Here is a 21015-nt window from a genome sequence, read left to right as displayed (position 1 = left end):
CGCTGTTAGTATCCGCCCATCGCCGCCTTTTTATGCAGCCGGCGCCGCATAAAAGAGGGGGAAAAAGCCATGCTAATACTGCCAAAACAAGGAATCACTGAAGGGCGGCGAAAGCGTGCTGATCATTGAAAACGGGCGGGTCTTTCCCATGTGTGAAGGCCCCATCGAAAACGGCTGTGTCCTTATTGAGGAGGGCAAAATTTTGCGGGTGGACACCCACTGCACCCCAAAAGAGCGGGCGGGGGCCACCGTGCTGGACGCCGGCGGCGGCTGGATCCTGCCGGGCATCATCGAGGCCCACTGCCACCTGGGCATCAGCGAGGAGAAGACCGGCCTGCAGGGGGACGACTGCAACGAGACCACCGACCCCATCACCCCCTACCTGCGGGCCGTCGACGCCATCAACCCCATGGACGCGGCCTTTCACAACGCCGTGCGGGCGGGCATCACCGGCGCCATGATCGGCCCGGGCAGCTCCAATGTGGTGGGGGGCCAGTTCGCCTTTTTAAAGACCGACGGCCGCAGCGTGGACGAGATGGTGGTGTTGGCCCCGGCGGCCATAAAGGTCGCCTTCGGCGAAAACCCCAAGACCAATTACAGCGGCCAGGGCAAGATGCCGGCCACCCGCATGAGCATTGCCGGAATGCTGCGGGAAGAGCTCACCGCCGCCCGCGCCTACCTGGCCAAAAAGGAGGCCGCCCGGCAAAACGGCGACCCCTTTGAGGAGGATTTTCGCAAGGAGTGCTGGCTGCCAGTGCTCCGCCGGGAGATCCCCCTCAAGGCCCACGCGCACCGGGCCGACGACATCCTCACCGCCATCCGCATCGCGCGGGAGTTCGATCTCCGCCTCACCCTGGACCACTGCACCGAGGGCCACCTGATCGCCCGGCAGGTCAAGGAGTCGGGCTTCCCCGCCATCGTCGGGCCCTCCATCGCCTCTCGCAACAAGGTGGAGGTGCAGTACGCCGATTTCAAGACCGCGGGCGTCCTGGCCGACGAGGGGGTGACAGTGGCCATCACCACCGACCACCCGGTCTCCCTGCTCCAGTACCTGCCCATCTGCGCGGGGATCGCCGCCCGGGAGGGGCTGGGGGTCATGGGGGCCCTGCGGGCCATCACCTGCGACGCCGCCGCCATCTGCGGGGTGGACGACCGGCTGGGCACCCTGGAGCCGGGGAAGGACGCCGACATCGCCGTCTTCTCCGGCAACCCCATGGAGGTGTTCACCCAAACCCTCTACACCCTCATCGGGGGCGAGGTGCTCTACGACCACCGGCAGGAGCGCCAGAACAAAATGCAAGGAGGACAAAAAAATGGATGAAAAATCTGGTTTCCCCACCGCCATCTCCGCCGTGAGCGGCCGGCAGGTCTTTGACTCCCGGGCCAACCCCACCGTCGCCGCCCGGGTGCGGCTGCGCTGCGGCGCAGTGGGCGAGGCGATGGTTCCCTCCGGCGCCTCCACCGGTGCCTTTGAGGCGCAGGAACTGCGGGACGGCGGACAGCCCTTTGGCGGCAAGGGGGTGACCCGGGCCGTCTCCCACGTCAACGGCGCGCTGGCCCAGGCCCTCGCCGGCCTGGACGCCGACGACCAGCTGGCGGTGGACCGGGCCATGCTCGACGCCGACGGCACCGAGAACAAGTCCCGCCTGGGGGCCAACGCCATTCTGGCCCTCTCCCTGGCCAGCGCCAAGGCCGCCGCTGCCGCCCGGGAACTGCCCCTCTACCGCTGGCTGGGCGGGGCGGCCGCCTGCACCCTGCCCCTGCCGATGATGAACATCCTAAACGGCGGCGCCCACGCCGGCAACAACCTGGACGTGCAGGAATTCATGATCGTGCCGGTGGGGGCAAAGCGGTTTTCCCAGGCAATGGAGATGGGCGTCGCGGTCTACCACAGCCTGGGCCGCCTGTTGCGGGAGCGGGGCCTCTCCACCGCCGTGGGGGACGAGGGGGGCTTTGCCCCCGACCTGCCGGGAGATGAGGAGGCCCTCGCCCTGCTCTGCCAGGCCATCGAGGCCGCCGGCTACCGCCCGGGGGCGGACCTGGCCATCGCCCTGGACGCGGCGGCCAGCGAGTGGAGCCAGGGCGAGGGGTACCGGCTGCCCAAGCGGGGCCAGCCCCTCACCCCCGGGGAGCTGGCCGAGTACTGGTGCGGCCTCTGCGGGCGCTGGCCCATCGTCTCCCTGGAAGACCCGCTGGGGGAGAGCGACTTCGCCGGTTTCGCCGCCCTCACCGCCCGCCTGGGCGGCCGGGTGCAGATCGTGGGGGACGACCTCTTCGTCACCAATCCCGTCCGGCTGCACCAGGGCATTGAGGCGGGGGCCGCCAACGCGGTGCTGGTCAAGCCCAACCAGATCGGCACCCTCAGCGAGACGGCGGAGGCGGTGTCCCTGGCCCGCCAGAACGGCTACCGGGCCATCCTCTCCCACCGCAGCGGCGAGACCGAGGACACCTCGATCGCCGATCTCGCCGTGGGCCTCTCGGCCGGGCAGATCAAGACCGGCGCCCCCGCCCGCAGCGAGCGGGTCTGCAAGTACAACCGCCTGCTCGCCATCGAGGAGGAGCTGGGCCGCCGGGCGGCCTTTGGCCGCCTGAACCCCTAAGCGCCCTTCTCTCCCGCCAGCGGGGGGCCGGCAGAGCGGGCCGTCCCCCCATTTAAAAAAAGCTGCGCCCCTGGCGCCAAAGGAGGAAGAAACGTTGTTTAAACACGAGAAAAAGTTGCTTCACGAGGTAAAGGTGGACAGGCCCAACCCCAACTACGCCGCCATGCTGCAAGAGCAGTTGGGCGGACCCCAGGGCGAGCTGAAGGCCGCCATGCAGTACCTGTCCCAGAGCATGCGCATCAAGGACCCGGAGATCAAGGACCTGTTTTTGGACGTGGCCGCCGAGGAGCTCTGCCACATGGAGATGGTGGCCACCGCAGTCAACCTGCTCAACGGCCACGACCTGGACGCCGCCCACGCCGCCGTGGGGAATGTGGAGGCCCACGTCCTCACCGGGCTGACCCCCATGCTGGCCAACGCCTCCGGCTACCTCTGGACGGCCGCCTACGTCAACGAGACCGGCGACCTGGCGGCCGACATCCTCTCGGACATCGCCGCCGAGCAGCGGGCCAAGGTGGTCTACCAGTACCTCTACCGCCAGATCGACGACAAGGGGGTACGGGACACCATCGACTTCCTCCTCAACCGGGAGGAGGCCCACAACACCATGTTCCGCGAGGCCTTCAACCGCATTCAGGACACCGGCAGCCAGAAAAACTGGGGCACCATGGTGGATTCCCGCATCTACTTTGACCTGTCCTACCCCGGCGGCCAGTCCTTTGACCCAGCCAAAAAGCAGCCGCCCAGCTTCAATATCTAGTCCCCGCGAAGGGGCAGCGGAGACCCACAAAAAATTCTCTCCTCTGCCCCAAAACGGCATCGCCTTGGCGGTGTCGTTTTTCTTTTTCCGCCGCCCGGCACCCTTTGCCCCCTCTCTTCTCCCTGCAAACAGCGGGTGAAGGTGCAGAGCAAAGTAAGGCAAGGCAAGGCGGGGCAAACAGGCCAAACTTCATACGCTTTTTTCCCTTTTTCCTTGCATTTCCCTGCCGGTCAGCCCTATCATATTCAGCCCTATCATATAAGGAGTAGGGGGATAAAAAATGAAGCGTGCGGGAAGATGCCCCAAATGCGGTTCACAAACCATTGTCCGCATCCCGGACAATCCAAGCCGCCATGCCAGCGGCAACAACATCTGCACCTCGACCATGGCCCTGATGGGGGAAATCCCCGCCATCCGCTATCTCCGCTGCGACTGCAGCTAGATGGAAAACTGGATGGGGACTGGGGAGGAACTCAAAAAAATCCGGGACCCCTTTGGCCAATAGCCAATCCCCTGCGGGCGGCGGTTTTCCGCCGCCGGGAAAGGCCGGCAGCACTGCTTGCCGGCAAAAGCGCGGTGAGCCCGCCTTGCAGCGGGAGATCCCCCCACCTCCGCCTTTTCAGCACACAAAAAAGGCGGGAGAGAAAGCCTTCGCCTCCTCCCGCCTTCTGCCGCCGCCCCTCTGCCCGGCCCCGGCGGCCCCTCTTTGCCGAGCGCCGCCCTGTTTTCCCGGCCGGGTCACAGGATCATGACAAAGGTCCCCGCCGTGATCAGCACCCCGCCCAGGGCGGTCTTCAGGGTGATCTTCTCGTGCAAAAACACAAAGGCCAGCACCATGGTGATGACCACGCTAAACTTGTCGATGGGCACCACCCGGGAGACCTCCCCCATCTGGATGGCCTTGTAGTAAAACAGCCAGGAGGCCCCGGTGGCCAGCCCCGACAGCACCAAAAACACCAGGCTGCGCCCGCCGATCTGCCGCAACCCCGCCTGGGCGCCGGTGAGAAAAACGATTCCCCAGGCCATCACCAGCACCACCGCCGTGCGGATGGCGGTGGCCAGGTTGGAGTCGATCTTCTCAATGCCCACCTTGGCCAAAATCGAAGTGAGGGCGGCAAACACCGCCGACAACACCGCGTACAAAATCCACACCCGCTTCTCCCCCCTTGCCTCTCTCATCTCGCGCCTCCCCCTTCTCCTCTTAAAATACCACCTTTTCCGCCCGTGCACAACGCCCTTTTTGAAAAATTGCCCCCGCCCTGTCGAAGGGGGAGAAAGGGGAATTTTTTTGCAATTTCTCGCCTGGGGCTTGACGTTTGGGGCCAAGCCGTACTATAATAGTAGAGCACTTACAGGTGCAGGCGTAGTTTAGTGGTAAAACATCAGCTTCCCAAGCTGAGGTTGTGGGTTCGATTCCCATCGCCTGCTCCAAACCAAAAGGTTCCGGCGCAACCTGCGCCGGGGCTTTTTTCTTTTTCTCCTCCCCCGCTCTTTTCCCCACCCCCTCTGCCGGGGGCAGGGCGGGGCTCCACCCCCGCCAAAAGGCGGTGCAGCCCCGGTTGCCCTCCAGGTTGAAGCGGATGATCGCCGCCAGCAGCACAAAGCGCATCGCCTGTCCCCAGGGGATGCGGAGCTCCTTGCTGCGGCGGCAGCCCGCCCCTTCCATTGCGCCGGAGAGGGCCGCTCCAAATACGCTGCAAAGAGGTCCAACCCTCTTCCTCCCCCCTATTTTTTGCAGCCGCGCCGCCGTTATCCCGTCAACGGCCATCTCGGCCTGCCCCGCCGGGGACAAAATCGGCCGGGCGCGCGCCCGCTGCAAAATTTCTTCCCCAATTGACTTGCGGGCCCGGGCCGTGGTATAGTGGTCTCATCAAAATAAAATGGTTTGTTGTGGTCGCCCCCTTCGGGGTCGAGCAAGAGGGAACACGGTGAAAATCCGTGACAGTCGCCGCTACTGTGAGGATGGCGAAATCCAACGGCAGCTTCGCTGCCGCCACTGGGTCCTTTGAACCTGGGAAGGCGCGTTGGAGAGTAGGGAGACATCCGAGTCAGGAGACCTGCCGCAACAGGGTGTATGAGTAGTTCCGGCCGAGGACAAAAGTGCCAAAACAGGCCGGGCCGCCCTGCGCCCCGTCCCTTTTTGCACGAAGGACCGTCGGACGACGGTCTTTTTTGTCGTCCTCCCCCGGCTGCCCTTCCCCGCGACCATCGAGAGGAAGAGAAAAATGGGAAACATCTCTGTAAAAAAGCGGGCGGCAGCGGCGTTGCTGGCGCTCTGCCTGTGCGCCTCCAGCAGCCTGCCCGCCCTGGCGGCAGAACCGGCCGTCCAACTGGGCTGGCCCCAGTTTCTAGGAACCGATGGGCTCAAGGGCGTCTCCGACGCCAAGGCCCCCACCACCGCCGGCGAGATCGAGCTCAAGTGGGAAAAGCAGGTGGGCCCGTCCAGCGGGTGGAGCGACTCCTCTGGCACCCCGGTGGTGGTGGGAAACTACGTCTACAATTACAGCTTCCAGCACCTGCGCAAATACGAGCTGGACAGCGGCAGGGAGGTGGCCAGCGCGCCGGTCTTCGGCGCGGACCACAACCAGTTTGTCATGACCCTGGGCGCGGGGGACGGCAAGATCTTCGTCCCCTGCGAGGTCAACAACCTGGACGCCGACGCCACCGGGGTGCAGAAAAACTTCCTGCGGGTCTTTGACGCCGAGACCCTCGAGCAGCTCTACGTCACCGAGGAGCTGCCGGGCACGGCCATGCAGAGCCCGGTCATCTGCCACGACGGGCGGGTCTTCACCGGCTCCTACCGCACCGGTGGGGTCTACGCCTGCTTTGACACCGCCGACCAAGACCCCGCCAGCGCCACCGAGGTCAAGGCCGCCAATTGGACCGTCGCCTCCCCCTCCGACGCCGGCTTCAACGCAAACGGCGCGGCCTTTGCCGGGGACTACGTCGTCTTTACCGACGCCAACTACACCGGCTCCAGCGCCGTCTGGTCGGTCAACTACAAGACCGGCGCGGTGGCCGACACCTTCTCGCTGCCCAGCGGCTACAATGCCCGCTCCACCCCCTTTTACTACGAAAAGGACGGCCGCGTCTACCTCTCCTCCGGCCACCCCACAGCGGGGGCGGCGGTGCGCAGCTACAAGCTGCTCCCCGACGGCAAATTGGATCAGGCCAGCCTGCGGGAGTGGACGGCCGGCATCTCGGGGGGCGACACCCAGTCCTCTCCGGTCATCTACAACGACCGGCTCTACCTGGCCGGCCAGGTCTTTGGCGCCGCAATGCCGGTCTTTGTCGTGGACGTCAACACCATGACCACCATCTATCAGACCGCCGCCGTCAACAGCGCCGGCTCCGCCGCCCTGACCACCGCCTACGCCACCGCCGAAAACGGCAACCAGGTCTATCTCTACTTTGTGGCCAACGAGTCCTCCGACAACCTCTTTATTTTAAAGGATAGGGAGGGGCAGACCGCCCCCCAGATGGAGGTGGTCCCGGGCATCGGCCGCCGCCAGTACTGCAACCAGAGCATCGCCATCGCCCCCAACGGCTCCCTCATCTGGTACAACGACGCCAGCTACCTCTACTGCTACGGCAACACGGGGGACACCGCCATCACCGCCGCCGACGTGCAGCGCCAGATCGAGCGGCTGCCCGACGCCAATTCCTACCGCTACATCAACCTGGCGGAGGCCCGGCGGATCGACGCCCGCTACCGCGCCCTCCCCGCCGGGGAACAAGCCAAGGTGACAAACCGCGACAAGTTGGAGGAGATTTTGGCCCTCTCCACCGCCGACCCCATCGCCCGCATCAACCAGGGGATCGCCTCCCTGGACCTCTCGGCCCTCACCCTGCAAGACGCGGACAAGGTGAGCGCCCTGCTGTCAGCCTATGAGGCCCTCTCCCCCCAGGAGCAGTCCCAGATTGCCGGCGCCGACACCCTGCAAAAGGCGGCCGAAGCCATCGAGGCCCTGCGCCAGGAAGAGACCGTCCAGAAGCTGGACGCAGACATTGCCGCCCTTCCCGCCCTCGACGCCCTCACCTCCGGCGACCGGGCCGCGGTGGACAGTCTGCAATCGCGCTATGAGGCCCTCGCCCCTGCGCAGCAGGAGCGGCTTGCCAACCGGCAGCAGCTGGCCGACAGCCGCGCCCGGGTGGCGGCCATCGAGGAGCAGATGGCCGCTGCCGGCCAGTTGATTGCCGAATCCCTCGGCGGGGTGGAGATCACCCTGGAAAGCCGCACCCTCATCCGGGAATTGGACCGGGCGCTGGAGGGGCTGCTCCCCGCCGACCTGGCCAAAATTTCTGCGATCGAGCAGTACTTGAGCCCGGCCAAGGTGGACCTGGTCAACCTGATGACCGCCCAACTGCTGATGAAGGACGGCCAGCCCATCCCCGTCACCGCCGAAAATGCCGCCTCGCTGCTGGCGATCGCCCAGGAGATCCAGGGGTACCGCAGCGGCATCTTGGAGGGAGACCTGAAGTACCTGCAAAACGGCCAACTGGCCGACGAGGTCGCCCAGCAGGCCGCCGCCCTGTTGGATGAACCCGGTGCAGAAGAGGGCGAAAAGGGAGACGCCAGCGCCAACACCGCCGACGCCTCTGCCCCGGCCGCTCTGCTGGCCGCCGCATTGGCCTCCGTCTCGCTGGCTCTCGCCTGCAAACGCCGCCGGACCTGACCGGCGCATCTGTTCGCACCCACCCGCCAGAAAGGGCGACCGGCCCCGTCGCCGGTCGCCCTTTGCGCGCACGGAACCAACCAAGGGGGAGACGCCGATGAGCACCTGGAAGAAAAGGGCCCGCCTCTGGGCCGTTGTGGGCATTTTTGCCCTCCTCGCCGCGGCGGGGATTTACAAGTTGACCACCATCGAACCGGCCGGGCGCGGCGGGGAGCTGGGAGCGCAGATCGAGGCCGCCCAGACCCTGCTGGACAGCGCCCGGAAGGGGAACGCCGCCGGGGAATACTCCTGGAACGCCCTGGGCGCTCTGCGCCGCCAGGTGGAGCGCGCCCAGGCCCTGGACCAGAGCGACAGCGCCACCGAGGAGGAGCGGGCGGCCGCCGCCCAGGCCCTGGCGGAAGAGCGCGCCCGCTTTGCCGGGGGCGCCAACCAAAACTGCCTGGCCTCGCAGGAACTGCAGGCCGCCGCCGGGAGCGGCGCGCCCCTGACCCGCTCCCTCGCCGTCGAGGGGGTGGGGGAGCTGACCTGGTCTCTCCCCTGCGACCAGCTGGAAACGGCGGCCCCCGTCAACTTGCAGGTGGTCTCCGGCGGGTCGGAGGGCGACGAGATCGCCCAGCTGCTGGCGGCGCAGGGGGAAGGGACTCCCGCTCCCGCCCTTGTCCTCGCTTTCTGCCACAACGGGGCCCTGCCGGTGCGGGCCGATCTCTCCCTGAAAACGGGGGGGGAGACGGCCTACGCCGCCCTCTACCGCTACACCGGCGGCGCGCTGGAGTACGCCGGCCCGGTGGAGACAGAGGGGGAAACCCTCTCCTTTTCTGTGAGCGAGGGGGGGAGCTGGGTCCTCCTCCCCGCAGAGGGGGCGGAGACCCCCGATCAGCCCAGCGGGGAGGAGGCGCAGTCCTCCGCCCCCTCGACAGCCCCCGGGGGCGGCGGTTCCAACGCCCCCGCCGCCCCGTCGGGCTCCGGCAGCGCCGGCCATTCCGCCAGCTCGCCGCAGGGCGCTTCGTCCGGGGAGAGCAGCGCCAGCTCCCCCCAGGCCTCCACCGTCACCGTCTCCATCGTCTGCACCACCCTGCTGGACAGGTGGGACCAGTTGGACGACAACCTGCGCCCCTACATCCCCCAAAACGGGGTCATCCTCCCCCCCACCGAGGTGGAGATTCAGGAGGGGGAGAGCGCCTTTGAGGTGCTCAAGCGGGTGACCCGCAGCCACCGCATCCAGATGGAGTTTCAGAGCCAATCGGGCTACGGCAGCGCCTATATCGAGGGGATCGGCCACCTCTACGAAAAGCAGGTGGGCAGCGGCAGCGGGTGGATGTACAAGGTGAACGGCGTCTTCCCCAACTACGGGTGCAGCCAGTACCCCCTCAAAGACGGGGACACCCTGGTCTGGTGCTACACCTGCGACTTCGGCAAGGACGTGGGGGGCAGATGAGGGCCCCCCCGCGGGAGAGCAGCTTTGCCCGCTGCCACCCCCTGGTCACCTTTTCCTACTTTGCCGCCCTGCTTGTCGCCTCGGTCTTCTCCCTCCACCCGCTGCTGCTGGGGCTGACCTTCTGCTCGGCCCTCCTCTACGCCCTCTCCCAGCGGGGGGCGGCCGCCCTGCGGCTGGCCCTCCTCTTTCTCCTGCCGGCGGTGGCGCTGACGGCGCTGGTCAACCCCCTCTTCAACCACCGGGGGGCCACCGTCCTCTTCTACCTGGCCGACAACCCCATGACTGCCGAGGCCTTTCTCTACGGGCTGGCCACCGGTGTGCTGATGGGGGGCATTCTCCTCTGGTTTTCCTGCATGGGGCCCCTCTTTCGCTCCGACAAGATCGTCTACCTCTTCGGGCGGGTCTCCCCCTCCCTCGCCCTCACCCTCTCCATCTGTCTCCGCTTTGTCCCCCTGCTCAAGGCCCGGTTTGCAGAGGTGTCCATGGGACAGCGCTGCCTGGGCAGAGGGGGGCAGGGCGGCCCTCTGGCCCGGCTGCAGGTCTTTGGGCGGGAACTGTCCATCCTCCTCTCCTGGTCGCTGGAGGCGGCCATCGCCACCTCCGACTCGATGGAGGCCCGCGGCTACGGCCTCAAAGGGCGAACCAGCTTTCACACCTTCCGCTTCACCCGGGAGGACGGCGTCCTGCTGGGGCTGATCGGGGGGCTCTTCGCCATGGCCTGCGCCGGCATCTTCAGCGGCGCCTGGGAGATGGCCTTCTACCCCAGAGTTGTCTTCCCCCCCGCAACCCCCCTCTTTCTCTGTTCTGCCGCCGCCTACGGGGCGCTGCTTTTTCTGCCCCCCCTGATCGACTGGAAAGGAGAGCGCCAATGGAAGAAATCCGCTGTGACCGATTGAGCTTTTGCTATCCCGACCGGGAGGAGGACGCCCTGCGGGAGGTGAGCTTCGCCCTCTCCCCCGCCTCCTTCGTCGTCCTCTGCGGCCGCTCGGGCTGCGGCAAATCCACCCTGCTGCGCCACCTCAAGGCCAGCATGGCCCCCTACGGCGACCGCCGGGGGGAGGTCCTCTACCGCGGCACCCCCATCGACCGGCTCGACCCCCGCACCGCCGCCTGCGCCATCGGCTTTGTACAGCAGGACCCCGACGCCCAGCTGGTGACCGACAAGGTGTGGCACGAACTGGCCTTCGGGCTGGAAAACCTGGGGCTGCCCACCCCCGACATCCGCCGCCGGGTGGCGGAGATGGCCCATTTTTTCGGCATTCAGGACTGGTTTCACCGGGATGTCTACGCCCTCTCCGGCGGGCAAAAGCAGCTGCTGAACCTGGCCGCGGTGATGGCCATGCAGCCGCAGGTGCTGGTGCTCGACGAGCCCACCTCCCAGCTCGACCCCATCGCCGCCTCGGAGTTTCTCGCCACCCTCGCCAAGATCAACCGGGAACTGGGCACCACCGTTTTTCTCTCCGAGCACCGGCTGGAAGAGGCCTTTCCCCTGGCCGACCGGGTGATGGTGATGGAGGGGGGGCGGATCGCCGCCTTCGACACCCCCCAGGCCGTGAGCGCCCAGTTGAGCCGGGCCGGAAAGGCGCACCCCATGTACCTGGGACTGCCGGCGGCGGTGCGCATCTGCGCCGGGGTGCAGCACCAGGGGCCCTGCCCCGTCACCGTGCGGGAGGGGCGGCTCTGGCTGAGCGGCCTCTTTCCCCAGGGGGTCGCCCAGCCCGCCCTGCCCAAAAAAGAGGCTGTCCTCCCCCCGGCGGAACCCGCCCTCACCCTGGAAAACGTCTGGTTTCGCTACCGGCGGGGGGAGGACGAGGTGGTGCGGGGGCTCTCCCTGACGGTGCGCCGGGGGGAGTGGTACTGCCTGTTGGGGGGCAACGGGGCGGGCAAGAGCACCGCCCTCAAGCTGATTGCCGGGCTGCTCAAGCCGCTCCGCGGCCGGGTCAGGGTGGCCGACGGTCTGGCCCTGGGGGTGCTGCCCCAGAATCCCCAGGCCCTCTTTACCGAATTGAGCGCCGAGGAGGAGCTCTTTGACGCCCTGGCAGACCTCCCCGGCACCGATCGCGCCCGCCGGGAGGCGGTGGAGGAGATGCTCTCCCTGCTGGAACTGACCGGCCGGCGCGCCGCCCACCCCTACGACTTGAGCGGGGGGGAACAACAGCGCCTGGCCCTGGGCAAGATCCTCCTGCGCCGCCCCCAAATCCTGCTGCTGGACGAGCCCACCAAGGGCCTCGACCCCTTCTTCAAGGCCTCCCTGGCCAAGCTGCTCAAATCGCTGCTGGCCCAAGGGCTCACCCTCTTCATGGTCTCCCACGACATCGAGTTCTGCGCCGAATACGGGGACACCTGCGCCCTCTTCTTCGACGGCTCCATCGCCTCGCAGGACCCGCCCCGCCGCTTTTTCGGCGGCAACAGCTTCTACACCACCTCCGCCAACCGGATGTCCCGCCACCTGTTTGCAGAGGCCGTCACCTGTCAGGATGTGATCTCACTGTGCGCAATGAATTTGACCAACAACAGCTCCGGGCCAGAAGGCGGCGCACCCTCCTCTCCGCCGCCATCATCTTTCTGCTGATCCCCCTCACCATCTTTGCGGGGGCTGCCCTGCTGGACGACCAGCGCTACCTCCTGGTCAGTTTGCTGATCGTCTTTTACACCTCCCTGCCCTTCTTCCTCGTCTACGAAAAGCGGCGGCCCAAGGCGCGGGAGATCGTGATGATCGCCATGATGGCGGCCCTGGCCGTCTGCGGCAACCTGCTGGGCTACCTGGCGGGCCCCCTGCAGCCGGGCACCGCCCTGGTCCTCATCGCCGGCATCGCCTTTGGTCCCGAGGCGGGGTTTCTCACCGGCGCCCTGGCCCGGCTCTGCGCCAACCTCTTTTCCATGCAGGGGCCCTGGACCCCCTGGCAGATGTTTAGCTGGGGGCTGCTGGGCTTTTTGGCGGGACTGGTCTTCAACCGCGCCGCGGCCAACCGCACCAACGCCCGCCGGTTCCAGCTGGTGCAGGGGCCGGTGGCCTGCACCCTCCTCTCGGTGGCGGCGGCCCTGGCGGTCCGCCTGCTGGGCGCGGGCCCCCTCTCCGGCATCCGCCCGGCGCTGCTGGCAGCGGCCCTCACCGCCGTCGCCGCCGCCCTGGGTTTGGGCCTTTGGCAGTGGCGGCGGGCGAGGGACGCCCGCCCCCTCCTCGCCGCCCTCCTCTGCCTGGGACTGGCCGTCCCCCTGGCCCTCCTGGCCGAGCGCTGGGACGGCGGGGGCGGCTTTCTCGGCTGGCGGCTCTACGCCTTTGGCGCCCTGGGCCTCCTCTGCGGCCTGGCCGCCCAGCGCAAGCGGCTGCCGCTGGACGGACTCACCCTCGCCTCCTTCGGCTTTCTCACCACCTTTGTGGTCTACGGGGGGATTATGAACGCCGCCGCCCTGGTGATGGCCAGCGCCCTTCCCGCCTCGGGCATGGGGCTCACCCTCCCCTCCCTGGAGCTCCTCTACCTCTCCGGCGTCCCCTACGACGCCCTCCACGGGGCGGGGACCGCCCTCTTCCTCTTCCTCTTCGGCCCCTCTCTCATCCAAAAGCTGGAGCGCATCAAGGTCAAATACGGCTTCTACCGCTAAACCGGCACAAAGGGGAGCCCCGGGACAGACGATCTGTCCCGGGGCTCCCTTTTTTGGCTCAATCCCGCTTCCAGCGCTTTAGCTGGGGGAAAACCGCCTCCATCTGCCGCCTGGCCTGGCCGGCGTCCACCCCCGACTGGGCCATGAGGGGGACACAGAAGTCGATCATCTCCTCCATGGTGCAGTCGGCCAGAAACCGGCCCTTTTCGTAACAGTATTTGCAGTAGTCACAGCTGGGGCTGCCGTCGGCCTCGCTCCCCCGCATCTCTCCGCCTTCGCCCAGCGGCATCCCGCAGGACTGGCAGTACTCTTCGCTCATTTGACCCACTCCTCTCTCAAAGGGTTTTCCCCTTTGCCGCTCCCATCCTACCGCAAAAAAGCTGACAACAGTCTGTCCACAATAAAAAATCGTCCCTCTTTTTCTCCCTCGCTGCCGCCTACCTCGCCCCAAGCGCCCCGGCCAGTCGGGAACTTCCCACCTCCCCCGCACAATCAAGAGCGGGCCGCCGGCACAACTGCCGGCGGCCCGCCTTCCCGTTCTCTCAAACCACCCGCAGGCGGTCCCTCACTTAAATGCGCAGCTTTTCCTCCAGCTCCCCCGCCTCTCTCTTCCCCGCAAAGGCGGCGTCGGCCTCCTTCAGCCAGTCCTCTAAGGCGGCGCGCCCCTCCTCATCAAGGGGGAAGGACTGCTCTCCCTCCACCGCGCTCTTGGCCCGGCAGAAATACCCGTACCAGGTCTCGGCCAGCAGCCGGCCCGCCTGGGGCCAGATCCGGTAGTTAAACCCCCTGTGGCTGCCCACGTAGTCGTTTCCGCTCTCAAAGTAGTCCAGGTTGGGGACTTCCAGCACCCGCTCTTCCACCGCTCGTTTCCTCCCTTTTCCCCGGGGGCGGCCGATCCCTTCCCCCGCGATCTCCTGCCAGACAGTATAGCAGATTTTCGCCGTTCCCGGTAGCCCTCTCCCCCTGCTCGCCCTTTTGTTTTTCTCCCTTTTCGACAAAAAATCAGGGCGGGATTTATATAAAGATTTCGTTAATTTCATTCGCCTTCTTGTTAATAACGTGTTAAGATATATCCATCGCGACAAATGTTTTCTTTTCCCGAAAGAGGAGAGGTGTTGAAATGAAAATCGTCATTGTCGGCGACGGCAAGGTCGGTCTGGCCCTCACCGCCCGCCTGTCCCGCGCCGGGCACGACGTAGTGGTCATCGACCGCGATCCCCGGGTGCTGGAAGAGAGTTTGCAGACCTACGACGTGATGGTGGTACAGGGCAACGGCGCCTGCAAGTCGGTGCTGGAGGAGGCGGGCATCGACACCGCCGACCTCCTCATCGCCGCCACCAGCAGCGATGAGATCAACCTCCTGTGCTGCATGGTGGCCAATAAAATGGCCAACGTCCACACCATCGCCCGGGTGCGCAGCCCCGAATACGCCGGCCAGCTCAACTTCCTCAAGGACGAGCTGGGCCTCTCCATGACCATCAACCCCGAGATGGCCGCCGCCCGGGAGATCGACCACCTGCTCCAGTTTCCCTCCTTCCTCAAGCGCGACCGCTTCGCCAAGGGTCGGGTGGAGATCGTAGAGCTGAAAATCAGCGCCGACTCCCCCCTGCGGGGCAAGCCCCTCTCCCAGCTCTACAAGCTCATCCGGGTCAAGGTGCTGGTCTGCGCCGTGGAGCGGCGGGGGATGGTCTACATCCCCTCCGGCGCCTTCACCCTCGAAGAGGGGGACAAGATCTCGGTCACCGCCGACAGCAAGGACCTGGTGAGCCTGCTCAAAAACCTGGGGCTCACCGCCGAGCGCACCCGCAGCGCCCTCATCGTCGGCGGCAGCCGCATCGCCTACTACCTGGCGCGCCGCCTCCTCTCCAGCGGCATCGCCGTCAAGATCATCGAGCAGGACATCGCCCGCTGTGAAGAGCTGGCCGCCCTGCTGCCCAAGGCCACCATCATCAACGCCGACGGCAGCCGTCAGGACATCCTGCGGGCCGAGGGGATCGCCTCTACCGACGCGGTGGTCACCCTCACCGACATGGACGAGGAAAACCTCATCATCTCGATGTACGCCACCCACGTGGGGGTCCCCAAAAGCATCACCAAGATCAACCGGGCCGAGTATGTGGACACCTTTTCCGACCTGGGCATCGACACGGTCATCAGCCCCAAAGACCTCTGCTGCACCGACATCGCCCGCTATGTGCGCGCCATGGAAAACACCACCGGCGGCGCGGTGCAGACCCTGCACTACATCGTCGAGGGGAAGGCAGAGGCGCTGGAATTTGTGGCCACCTCCGCCACCCGCCACCTGGACGAACCCCTGGCCCAGGTGCCCATCAAGCCCAACATCCTCCTCTCCTGCATCCTGCGCGGGGGAAAGACCATCATTCCCCAGGGCTCCGACTGCATCCGCCTGGGGGACACCGTCATCGTCGTCACCACCGCCGAGCAGACCATCCGGGACCTGGGCGACATCTTCGCGGGATAGACAGGGGAGGAAGCTATGAACTGCGCAATCATCAGCCGCTATCTGGGCAATCTCCTGCTGCTGGAAGCGGCCTTCCTCGTCCCCCCGGCGGCCATCTCCGCCTCCCTGGGGGAGGAGGCCGCCCGCCGCGCCCTCCTCCTGACGGTCGGCATCCTCGTGGCGCTGGGGCTTTCCCTGCGGCGGGCAGGGCGAAAGTCCGGCCCCACCTTCTACGCCAAAGAGGGATTTGTGCTGGTGGCCCTGGCCTGGGTGGTCATGTCCTTTCTGGGCAGCCTCCCCTTCTACTTCAGCGGGGAGATCCCCAGCCTGGTGGACTGCTTTTTTGAGACGGTATCCGGCTTCACCACCACCGGCGCCTCCATTCTCACCGATGTGGAGGCCATGAGCAAGGGGCTGCTCTTCTGGCGCAGCTTCACCCATTGGCTGGGCGGCATGGGGATGCTGGTCTTCCTGCTGGCCGTCGCCCCCGGGCAAAAGGGGCAGGGCTTCACCCTGCACCTGATGCGCGCCGAGAGCCCCGGCCCCTCGGTGGGAAAGCTGGTGCCCAAGATGCGCCAGACCGCCAAAATCCTCTACCTCCTCTACGTCGGGCTGACGGTCATCTGCGTCCTCTTCCTGCTGGCGGGGGGGATGCCCCTCTTCGACAGCCTCTGCACCGCCTTCGGCACCGCCGGCACCGGGGGATTCGGCATCAAAAACGACAGCATGGCCGGCTACTCCCTCTACCTGCAGGGTGTCTGCACCGTCTTTATGTCCCTCTTCGGGGTCAACTTCAGCGTCTATTACCTCCTCTTTCGCAACTGGCGCGCCGCCATCAAGGACGAGGAGGTGCGGCTCTACTTCGCCATCATGCTCTGCGTCTCGGCGGTCATCGCCTGCAACATCTACCCCCAGATGGGCTCGGTGGGAATGAGCATCCACGAGGCCACCTTCCACACCAGCAGCATCATGACCACCACCGGCTTTGTCATCTCCAACTTCGACCTCTGGCCGGAACTCTCCCGGGTTCTCCTCCTGGTGCTGATGATTGCCGGGGCCTGCGCCGGCTCCACCGGCGGCGGCGTCAAGACCATCCGCCTGCTCCTCATCCTCAAAAACATGAAGGCGGGCTTTCGCAAGCTGCTGCACCCCAACAGCGTGGAGACCGTCAAGCTCAACGGCCGCCCGGTCAGCCGCTCGGTGCTCGACGGGATCAACACCTACATGTCGGCCTACTGCCTGATTGCCATCGCCTCCCTGCTGATTGTCTCCCTGGACAACTTCAGCCTGGTGACCAACTTGAGCGCCGTCCTCTCCTGTTTCAACAACATCGGCCCCGGGCTCGACATCGTGGGGCCCATCCACAACTACTCCACCTACTCCGACCTCTCAAAGATTGTCCTCAGCCTGGACATGCTCTTGGGCCGGCTGGAGATTTTCCCCATGCTCATCCTCCTGCGCCCCGCCACCTATCGGCGGCAGGGGTGAGCGCGCCGCTTCTCCACACCAAAGGGAGAGGCCCGACCGGCAATCCGGTCGGGCCTCTCCCTCTCTGTAAAGCCTTGCCGCTACTGGATCTCGGGGATCTGCGCGTCCCGCGGGTCGACCCAGTCCCGGCCGTAGCCGGCGGCAATGGCCTGCCAGTCGGGGCCGGATGCCTTGCAGTGGGTCACCCGCATGGGGTCCACCGTGGTGTCCCTTGCCCCCCACAACCCCCTTTTGAGCAAATTGGAATGCCCTGTCAGGGTGGGGGTGTAGGCCGGGTAGCGGGTGTCGGTGTCAAACTCGACATGCAGGTGGGGGCCGGTGGTCAATTTCCCGGTGTTTCCCACGGTGCCGATACGGGTGTCCTTATTGACCCGCTGCCCCTCTTGCACCCGCACGTCCGCCATGTGGTAGTACCGCCCCACTAGGGGGCGGTGCCCGCCGTCAAAGTGGTTGACGCAGTCATCATAGACGATCCCCACCACATAGCCGCAGACGTTGTCCCAGCCGGCAAAGGCCACCCTGCCCTCGCCCTGGGCGTAGACGATGGGGCCGCCGGTCATGTCCTGCCCGTAGTGCGGGGCCCCAAATTCCCGCTGATAGGCGCCGCCCCACTTGTAAGACGCGGTCACCCGCGCCCGGTTGAGGGGCTGGATCAGTCTCTGTGCCATCTCTCACTCCCCCTTCTTGCCGCCGGACGGCTGTTTTGCGAAATAGAAGGTGATTACCGCTGTGGCCACCGTCATAAAGCTCTGGATGTCGATCCTCCCCGCCGCCGACAGCGCGCAGAAGACCCCCATCACCATCAGGGTGATGATGCTCTTGACATCGATGAGCCGCGCCAATTTTTCCTTCACCTGCACTTCCACTTGCACTCCTCCTTCAAAGCGTCTGGACATACCAGATAAAAAAGCCCAGCAGGACCGAGACAATGGCCCCGCTCATCCCCCAAAGCGCCTTGGTCAGCCCCTGTAGGGAGTGGGTCAAACTGTCGAACTTCTCCTCGAGGCGGGCGAGCTGCACCGCGTGGTGGTCCAGTTCCTGGCTCTTTTGGTCCACCCGCCCCTCCAGCCTCGAAAAGCGCTCGCTGCAGTACTCGTTGGGACAGGTCGACATCACTGCCCCCCTCTGTTTTCGCTGACGGTAGGCGCCTCTCCCCAGACGTTGGGGATCAGCCAATCCCGCACCTGCTTGGGATAGCTCATCAGCCGCAGCCGCCCCTCCTCCGAGTTTTTCAGCGCCTCGCTGTGGCTTTCGGGAATGGTGTACGAAACCCCTCCCAAGTCCACCGTCAGCTGCGCTTTGATCTGACAGCCGTCCCGGTCGACCGAGTCCAGCCGAAACGACAGCCGCTCATCCTGCAAATCAACCATCTGCCCTGCAATATAGATCTGTTCCATCTTTCTTTCCTCCTAAGCAATTCGGTAGACAAAGCCACCAGAAATGAGAGCTCCTCCACTGCCCGAGACTTCATGGGAACTCAGTGTCCAAGGACGACCGTCCCAGAACCCCATCAATTTAAAATGAGTATTACTAGCATAACAACCAGGGAAAACCGAAGGAGATGGATTACTTGTAACACCATTTGCATAAAAGCACACATTTGTGTAGAACAAGTTGCCAATGCCAATTGAGTCGCTCATAAAAGGAAGGCCGTATAGATCCAATTCAACGCCACTGGTGTTTTTACTAGAGATACAAATTTCAAATTGTACATACACCAGTTTACCTACCCTAACATAGCGCCCGCTCTTAGATGAGATGTTGAGCTGCGCGCAGTTCGGCGTCCAACTGCCCACCTCGTAATCCCCCACCGGTTTCCCGTTGTTCTGAAACATCTGGTAGGTGGCGTAGACATTCTGGTTTGGCAGATAGGTGTTCCCGTCTTTCCCGTAGATGATCTCGGTCTGGGTAGCCGCGTCCTTTTGATAGCGCAGTCCCTGGCTGTTGCTGGCACAAAAATAGTGAGCACGTACAATCCCCCCAGCGGTCAATCCACCAGAGATACTGGCGTTTCCGCCCGACAGGGGCACCGCCCCCACTTGGGCCGCTGTGTGGGTGTGTCCCGAGGGGGATGCCCCCACCTGGGCCGCCGTCACCCCGTGGGGGTTTTGCCGGTTGCCGGTGTGGCTGCCCAGCGCCGACTGCACCGCCGCCGCACTGCCGGCCGCGTCGGCCCCCACATCGCCGGCCGTCGGCATCTGCGCCAGCTTTCCCGCGCCGTCCAGGGTGGCGATTCCGCCCGCCTGTCCCCGGCTGTCCGCCAGCGCCTGCAGATCGTCCTGCCCGGCAATGCCCCCGGGCTGCCCTTTGCTCTCGGCGATCTGGTTGATCTGCGCCTGCAGAGACCCCGCCACGTTGTCTGTCAGCTGGTTCTTGATGGTGTCAAACCAGCCCTGAAACTCCTCGTTCTTGCCGCTGCGGTACTCCTCCGCCCAGGCATCCAGTTGCGCCATCAGCTGGCTGAAATCCATCTGGTCAAAGCCCTGGGTGTACCCGCAGACTGCCCTGTCCGTCCGGGTGTCCTGTACCGCCGACTGGGTCAGGGCAATCGCCCCTGTCTCCACCTTCACCAGCGCCAGCTGCAGGTCGTACACCTGGCTGTCCCGGCGCAGGGCAGGGGGCTGCGGGTTGTTGGCCGGCGTCCCCTCGACCACCTGCACCCCCATCACCTTTTCCGGCAGATTCCACCGCAGCACCACCGCGTCCTTGCGGGGCAGCGAGGGGTGCGCCGTGGGCACGGCGACCTCGACCGCCTTGTCGCTGCGGTAAAAATACCCGTTGATCCAGGCCCGTCCCGGCGTCACCTGCAGTTTCATCGACCCGTCGGCCAGCACCTGCGACCCGTTTTGGTAGACCCCGTTTGGCACCAGAGCCGCGATCCGCTGGGCCGGAAAGTCCTCGTCGTAGGCCAGCCCGTTAAAATACCCGTATTGTTCCGCCATCTGCAAATCCCTCCTTTTACAACTGCAACGTCTCTGGCAGGGGGTTGCCCAGCACCGGGATCACCTGGCGCACCCCGCCCTCAAAGACCTCTTCTATCTCGGTGACCCGGGCGTCCAGCCGGATTCCCCACCGGGAATCGCAGACGCTCACCACATCGCCCAGCGCCCAGTCCTCCCCGTACACAAAGGGGGCAGCGGGCAGGATGGAGGAGTCGAAATTTTCCGCCACCTGGTTCTCCGCCAGCTTCTGCAGCCCCTCCTGGCGCAAGAGCGCCCGGTACGCTTCCTCTGTGCGCTCCTCCCGCCGCAAACTGCCGGCGTCGACGTAGAGCATCCGCCTCTCGCCCCCGCCGCTCTGGTCCACCTCTGCCACCATCCGCTCGCCGTTTTCATCCTCCTCCCCGGCCACCAGGGCCACGTTTTTGTAGCCGGTGGCCGAATAGGTGTAGACCGGGGCGAGCAGGTTGTCGTACAGGTCGCTGAAGATCACCTGGGCATTCTCCGTCTGCTCCAATGTCCGAACGACCCCCTGATAGATGGCCAGCTGAAGGGCGCCGTCGCCCAGCACCTCCAGATAAAAGCCCAGGTTGTAGGCCTTTGCCAGGGCGGAGACGATCTGCAAATCGCTCTTAAACCGCGCCTGCAGCTCAATGGTCTCCTCCGCTCCCCCGCCCCTGACAGAGGCGTCTGCCAGCGCCTTTATCCCCCCTGCCGCCACCGCCTTGCGCATGGCCTCGGCCGCACTGCAGGAACAGGTGAACAGCGGTTGAATGTGGTGGTCCAGCCGGGCGGAGAGCATGCGGCCGGTCACCGACATCTCCTCCCCCTCCAGCTTGATCCCCGAAATCTCCCCCTGTTCCCGGCAGTCCAGCCGCTGCAGCCGGGCCCCCGGCCGAAGGAGGGCGACATTCTCTCTGCTGGCGGGGAGATGCAGTTGAAACTCCCCCGGCTCGGTGTACTTCCGGCGCCAGCGCAGGGAGCCGAATTGGTCGATCACCCCCTGCCACGCCAGCCCTTGGCCGATGGGCGGGTACACATACAGTTCCATCT

The 21015-nt window shown here is 65.4% G+C and carries 20 protein-coding genes, 1 tRNA gene and 1 riboswitch; of the genes, 12 read left to right on the top strand and 9 right to left on the bottom strand.

What is annotated here, in order from left to right:
- The first annotated feature begins 115 nt into the window (after positions 1-115).
- From HJY11_RS05550 to HJY11_RS05535, 4 genes are all read left to right on the top strand, one after another.
- Positions 116-1321 (top strand): amidohydrolase, encoded by a 1206-nt coding sequence (locus tag HJY11_RS05550; RefSeq protein WP_368041544.1) that lies wholly within the window; start codon positions 116-118, stop codon positions 1319-1321.
- A complete protein-coding gene (gene eno / locus HJY11_RS05545) occupies positions 1314-2600 on the top strand; it encodes a phosphopyruvate hydratase (RefSeq protein WP_208074995.1) in 1287 nt (428 codons plus the stop codon). Before HJY11_RS05550 ends, eno begins: the two co-directional genes overlap by 8 nt.
- A 94-nt stretch (positions 2601-2694) precedes the next feature.
- Entirely contained in the window at positions 2695-3360 is a 666-nt protein-coding gene (locus tag HJY11_RS05540; protein WP_208074994.1) for a manganese catalase family protein, read from the top strand.
- A gap of 280 nt (positions 3361-3640) precedes the next feature.
- On the top strand, positions 3641-3802 hold the full coding sequence (locus tag HJY11_RS05535) for a hypothetical protein (protein ID WP_208074993.1): 162 nt from the start codon (positions 3641-3643) through the stop codon (positions 3800-3802).
- A 296-nt stretch (positions 3803-4098) separates the two neighbouring features.
- On the opposite strand, the gene HJY11_RS05530 is transcribed toward HJY11_RS05535, so the two are convergent.
- Entirely contained in the window at positions 4099-4539 is a 441-nt protein-coding gene (locus tag HJY11_RS05530) for an EamA family transporter (protein ID WP_243764208.1), read from the bottom strand.
- A 178-nt stretch (positions 4540-4717) separates the two neighbouring features.
- Between HJY11_RS05530 and HJY11_RS05525 the strand changes: the two genes are divergently transcribed.
- The 6 genes from HJY11_RS05525 (at position 4718) to HJY11_RS05500 (ending at position 13074) form a co-directional block, all read left to right on the top strand.
- Positions 4718-4791: transfer RNA gene (locus HJY11_RS05525), tRNA-Gly, on the top strand.
- A gap of 443 nt (positions 4792-5234) precedes the next feature.
- Positions 5235-5439: riboswitch (cobalamin riboswitch) on the top strand.
- A 146-nt stretch (positions 5440-5585) separates the two neighbouring features.
- The gene (locus tag HJY11_RS05520; protein ID WP_208074992.1) at positions 5586-8036 is read left to right on the top strand and encodes a hypothetical protein; all 2451 of its coding nucleotides are present in this window, start codon (positions 5586-5588) and stop codon (positions 8034-8036) included.
- 97 nt (positions 8037-8133) lie between these two features.
- Positions 8134-9471 carry a DUF4430 domain-containing protein gene (locus HJY11_RS05515; protein ID WP_208074991.1) on the top strand — a complete coding sequence of 446 codons (1338 nt, stop codon included), beginning with the start codon at positions 8134-8136 and terminating at the stop codon, positions 9469-9471.
- The gene (locus HJY11_RS05510) at positions 9468-10367 is read left to right on the top strand and encodes an energy-coupling factor transporter transmembrane component T family protein (RefSeq protein ID WP_208074990.1); all 900 of its coding nucleotides are present in this window, start codon (positions 9468-9470) and stop codon (positions 10365-10367) included. The genes HJY11_RS05515 and HJY11_RS05510 overlap by 4 nt, the downstream gene beginning before the upstream one ends.
- Complete coding sequence (locus HJY11_RS05505; RefSeq protein ID WP_208074989.1) at positions 10340-12043, top strand: ABC transporter ATP-binding protein; 1704 nt, start codon at positions 10340-10342, stop codon at positions 12041-12043. The genes HJY11_RS05510 and HJY11_RS05505 overlap by 28 nt, the downstream gene beginning before the upstream one ends.
- Positions 11962-13074, top strand: coding sequence for an ECF transporter S component (locus tag HJY11_RS05500; RefSeq protein ID WP_208074988.1), 1113 nt, complete (start codon positions 11962-11964; stop codon positions 13072-13074). Before HJY11_RS05505 ends, HJY11_RS05500 begins: the two co-directional genes overlap by 82 nt.
- Before the next feature lie 58 nt (positions 13075-13132).
- Here HJY11_RS05500 and HJY11_RS05495 read toward each other — a convergent pair whose 3' ends face one another.
- The gene (locus HJY11_RS05495; protein WP_208074987.1) at positions 13133-13393 is read right to left on the bottom strand and encodes a zinc ribbon domain-containing protein; all 261 of its coding nucleotides are present in this window, start codon (positions 13391-13393) and stop codon (positions 13133-13135) included.
- Positions 13394-13643: 250 nt separating this feature from the next.
- Positions 13644-13934: a hypothetical protein gene (locus HJY11_RS05490; protein ID WP_208074986.1), complete on the bottom strand. Its 291-nt coding sequence runs from the start codon at positions 13932-13934 to the stop codon at positions 13644-13646.
- A 260-nt stretch (positions 13935-14194) separates the two neighbouring features.
- Between HJY11_RS05490 and trkA the strand changes: the two genes are divergently transcribed.
- Together trkA and HJY11_RS05480 are read left to right on the top strand one after the other, a co-directional pair.
- Positions 14195-15556 (top strand): Trk system potassium transporter TrkA, encoded by a 1362-nt coding sequence (gene trkA, locus HJY11_RS05485; RefSeq protein WP_208074985.1) that lies wholly within the window; start codon positions 14195-14197, stop codon positions 15554-15556.
- A gap of 15 nt (positions 15557-15571) precedes the next feature.
- Positions 15572-17023, top strand: coding sequence for a TrkH family potassium uptake protein (locus HJY11_RS05480; RefSeq protein ID WP_208074984.1), 1452 nt, complete (start codon positions 15572-15574; stop codon positions 17021-17023).
- 80 nt (positions 17024-17103) lie between these two features.
- Here the strand turns inward: HJY11_RS05480 and HJY11_RS05475 are convergent, their stop codons facing one another.
- Genes HJY11_RS05475 through HJY11_RS05450 form a run of 6 tightly spaced genes read right to left on the bottom strand, consistent with a single transcriptional unit; the run spans position 17104 to position 21013 of the window.
- Entirely contained in the window at positions 17104-17691 is a 588-nt protein-coding gene (locus HJY11_RS05475) for a M23 family metallopeptidase (RefSeq protein ID WP_208074983.1), read from the bottom strand.
- A 3-nt stretch (positions 17692-17694) separates the two neighbouring features.
- The gene (locus HJY11_RS05470) at positions 17695-17889 is read right to left on the bottom strand and encodes a hypothetical protein (protein ID WP_243764278.1); all 195 of its coding nucleotides are present in this window, start codon (positions 17887-17889) and stop codon (positions 17695-17697) included.
- A gap of 13 nt (positions 17890-17902) precedes the next feature.
- The gene (locus HJY11_RS05465; RefSeq protein ID WP_208074982.1) at positions 17903-18136 is read right to left on the bottom strand and encodes a hypothetical protein; all 234 of its coding nucleotides are present in this window, start codon (positions 18134-18136) and stop codon (positions 17903-17905) included.
- Positions 18136-18420: a hypothetical protein gene (locus HJY11_RS05460; protein WP_208074981.1), complete on the bottom strand. Its 285-nt coding sequence runs from the start codon at positions 18418-18420 to the stop codon at positions 18136-18138. Before HJY11_RS05460 ends, HJY11_RS05465 begins: the two co-directional genes overlap by 1 nt.
- A gap of 12 nt (positions 18421-18432) precedes the next feature.
- On the bottom strand, positions 18433-19965 hold the full coding sequence (locus HJY11_RS05455; RefSeq protein ID WP_208074980.1) for a hypothetical protein: 1533 nt from the start codon (positions 19963-19965) through the stop codon (positions 18433-18435).
- A gap of 16 nt (positions 19966-19981) precedes the next feature.
- Entirely contained in the window at positions 19982-21013 is a 1032-nt protein-coding gene (locus HJY11_RS05450; protein WP_208074979.1) for a siphovirus ReqiPepy6 Gp37-like family protein, read from the bottom strand.
- Positions 21014-21015 lie beyond the last annotated feature (2 nt).

It is taken from the genome of Bittarella massiliensis (ex Durand et al. 2017) (assembly GCF_017566145.1).
Taxonomy (GTDB): Bacteria; Bacillota; Clostridia; order Oscillospirales; family Ruminococcaceae; genus Bittarella; species Bittarella massiliensis_A.
Note: the sequence above shows the minus strand (reverse complement) of the source record. Positions and strands in the feature narration are given on the sequence as shown.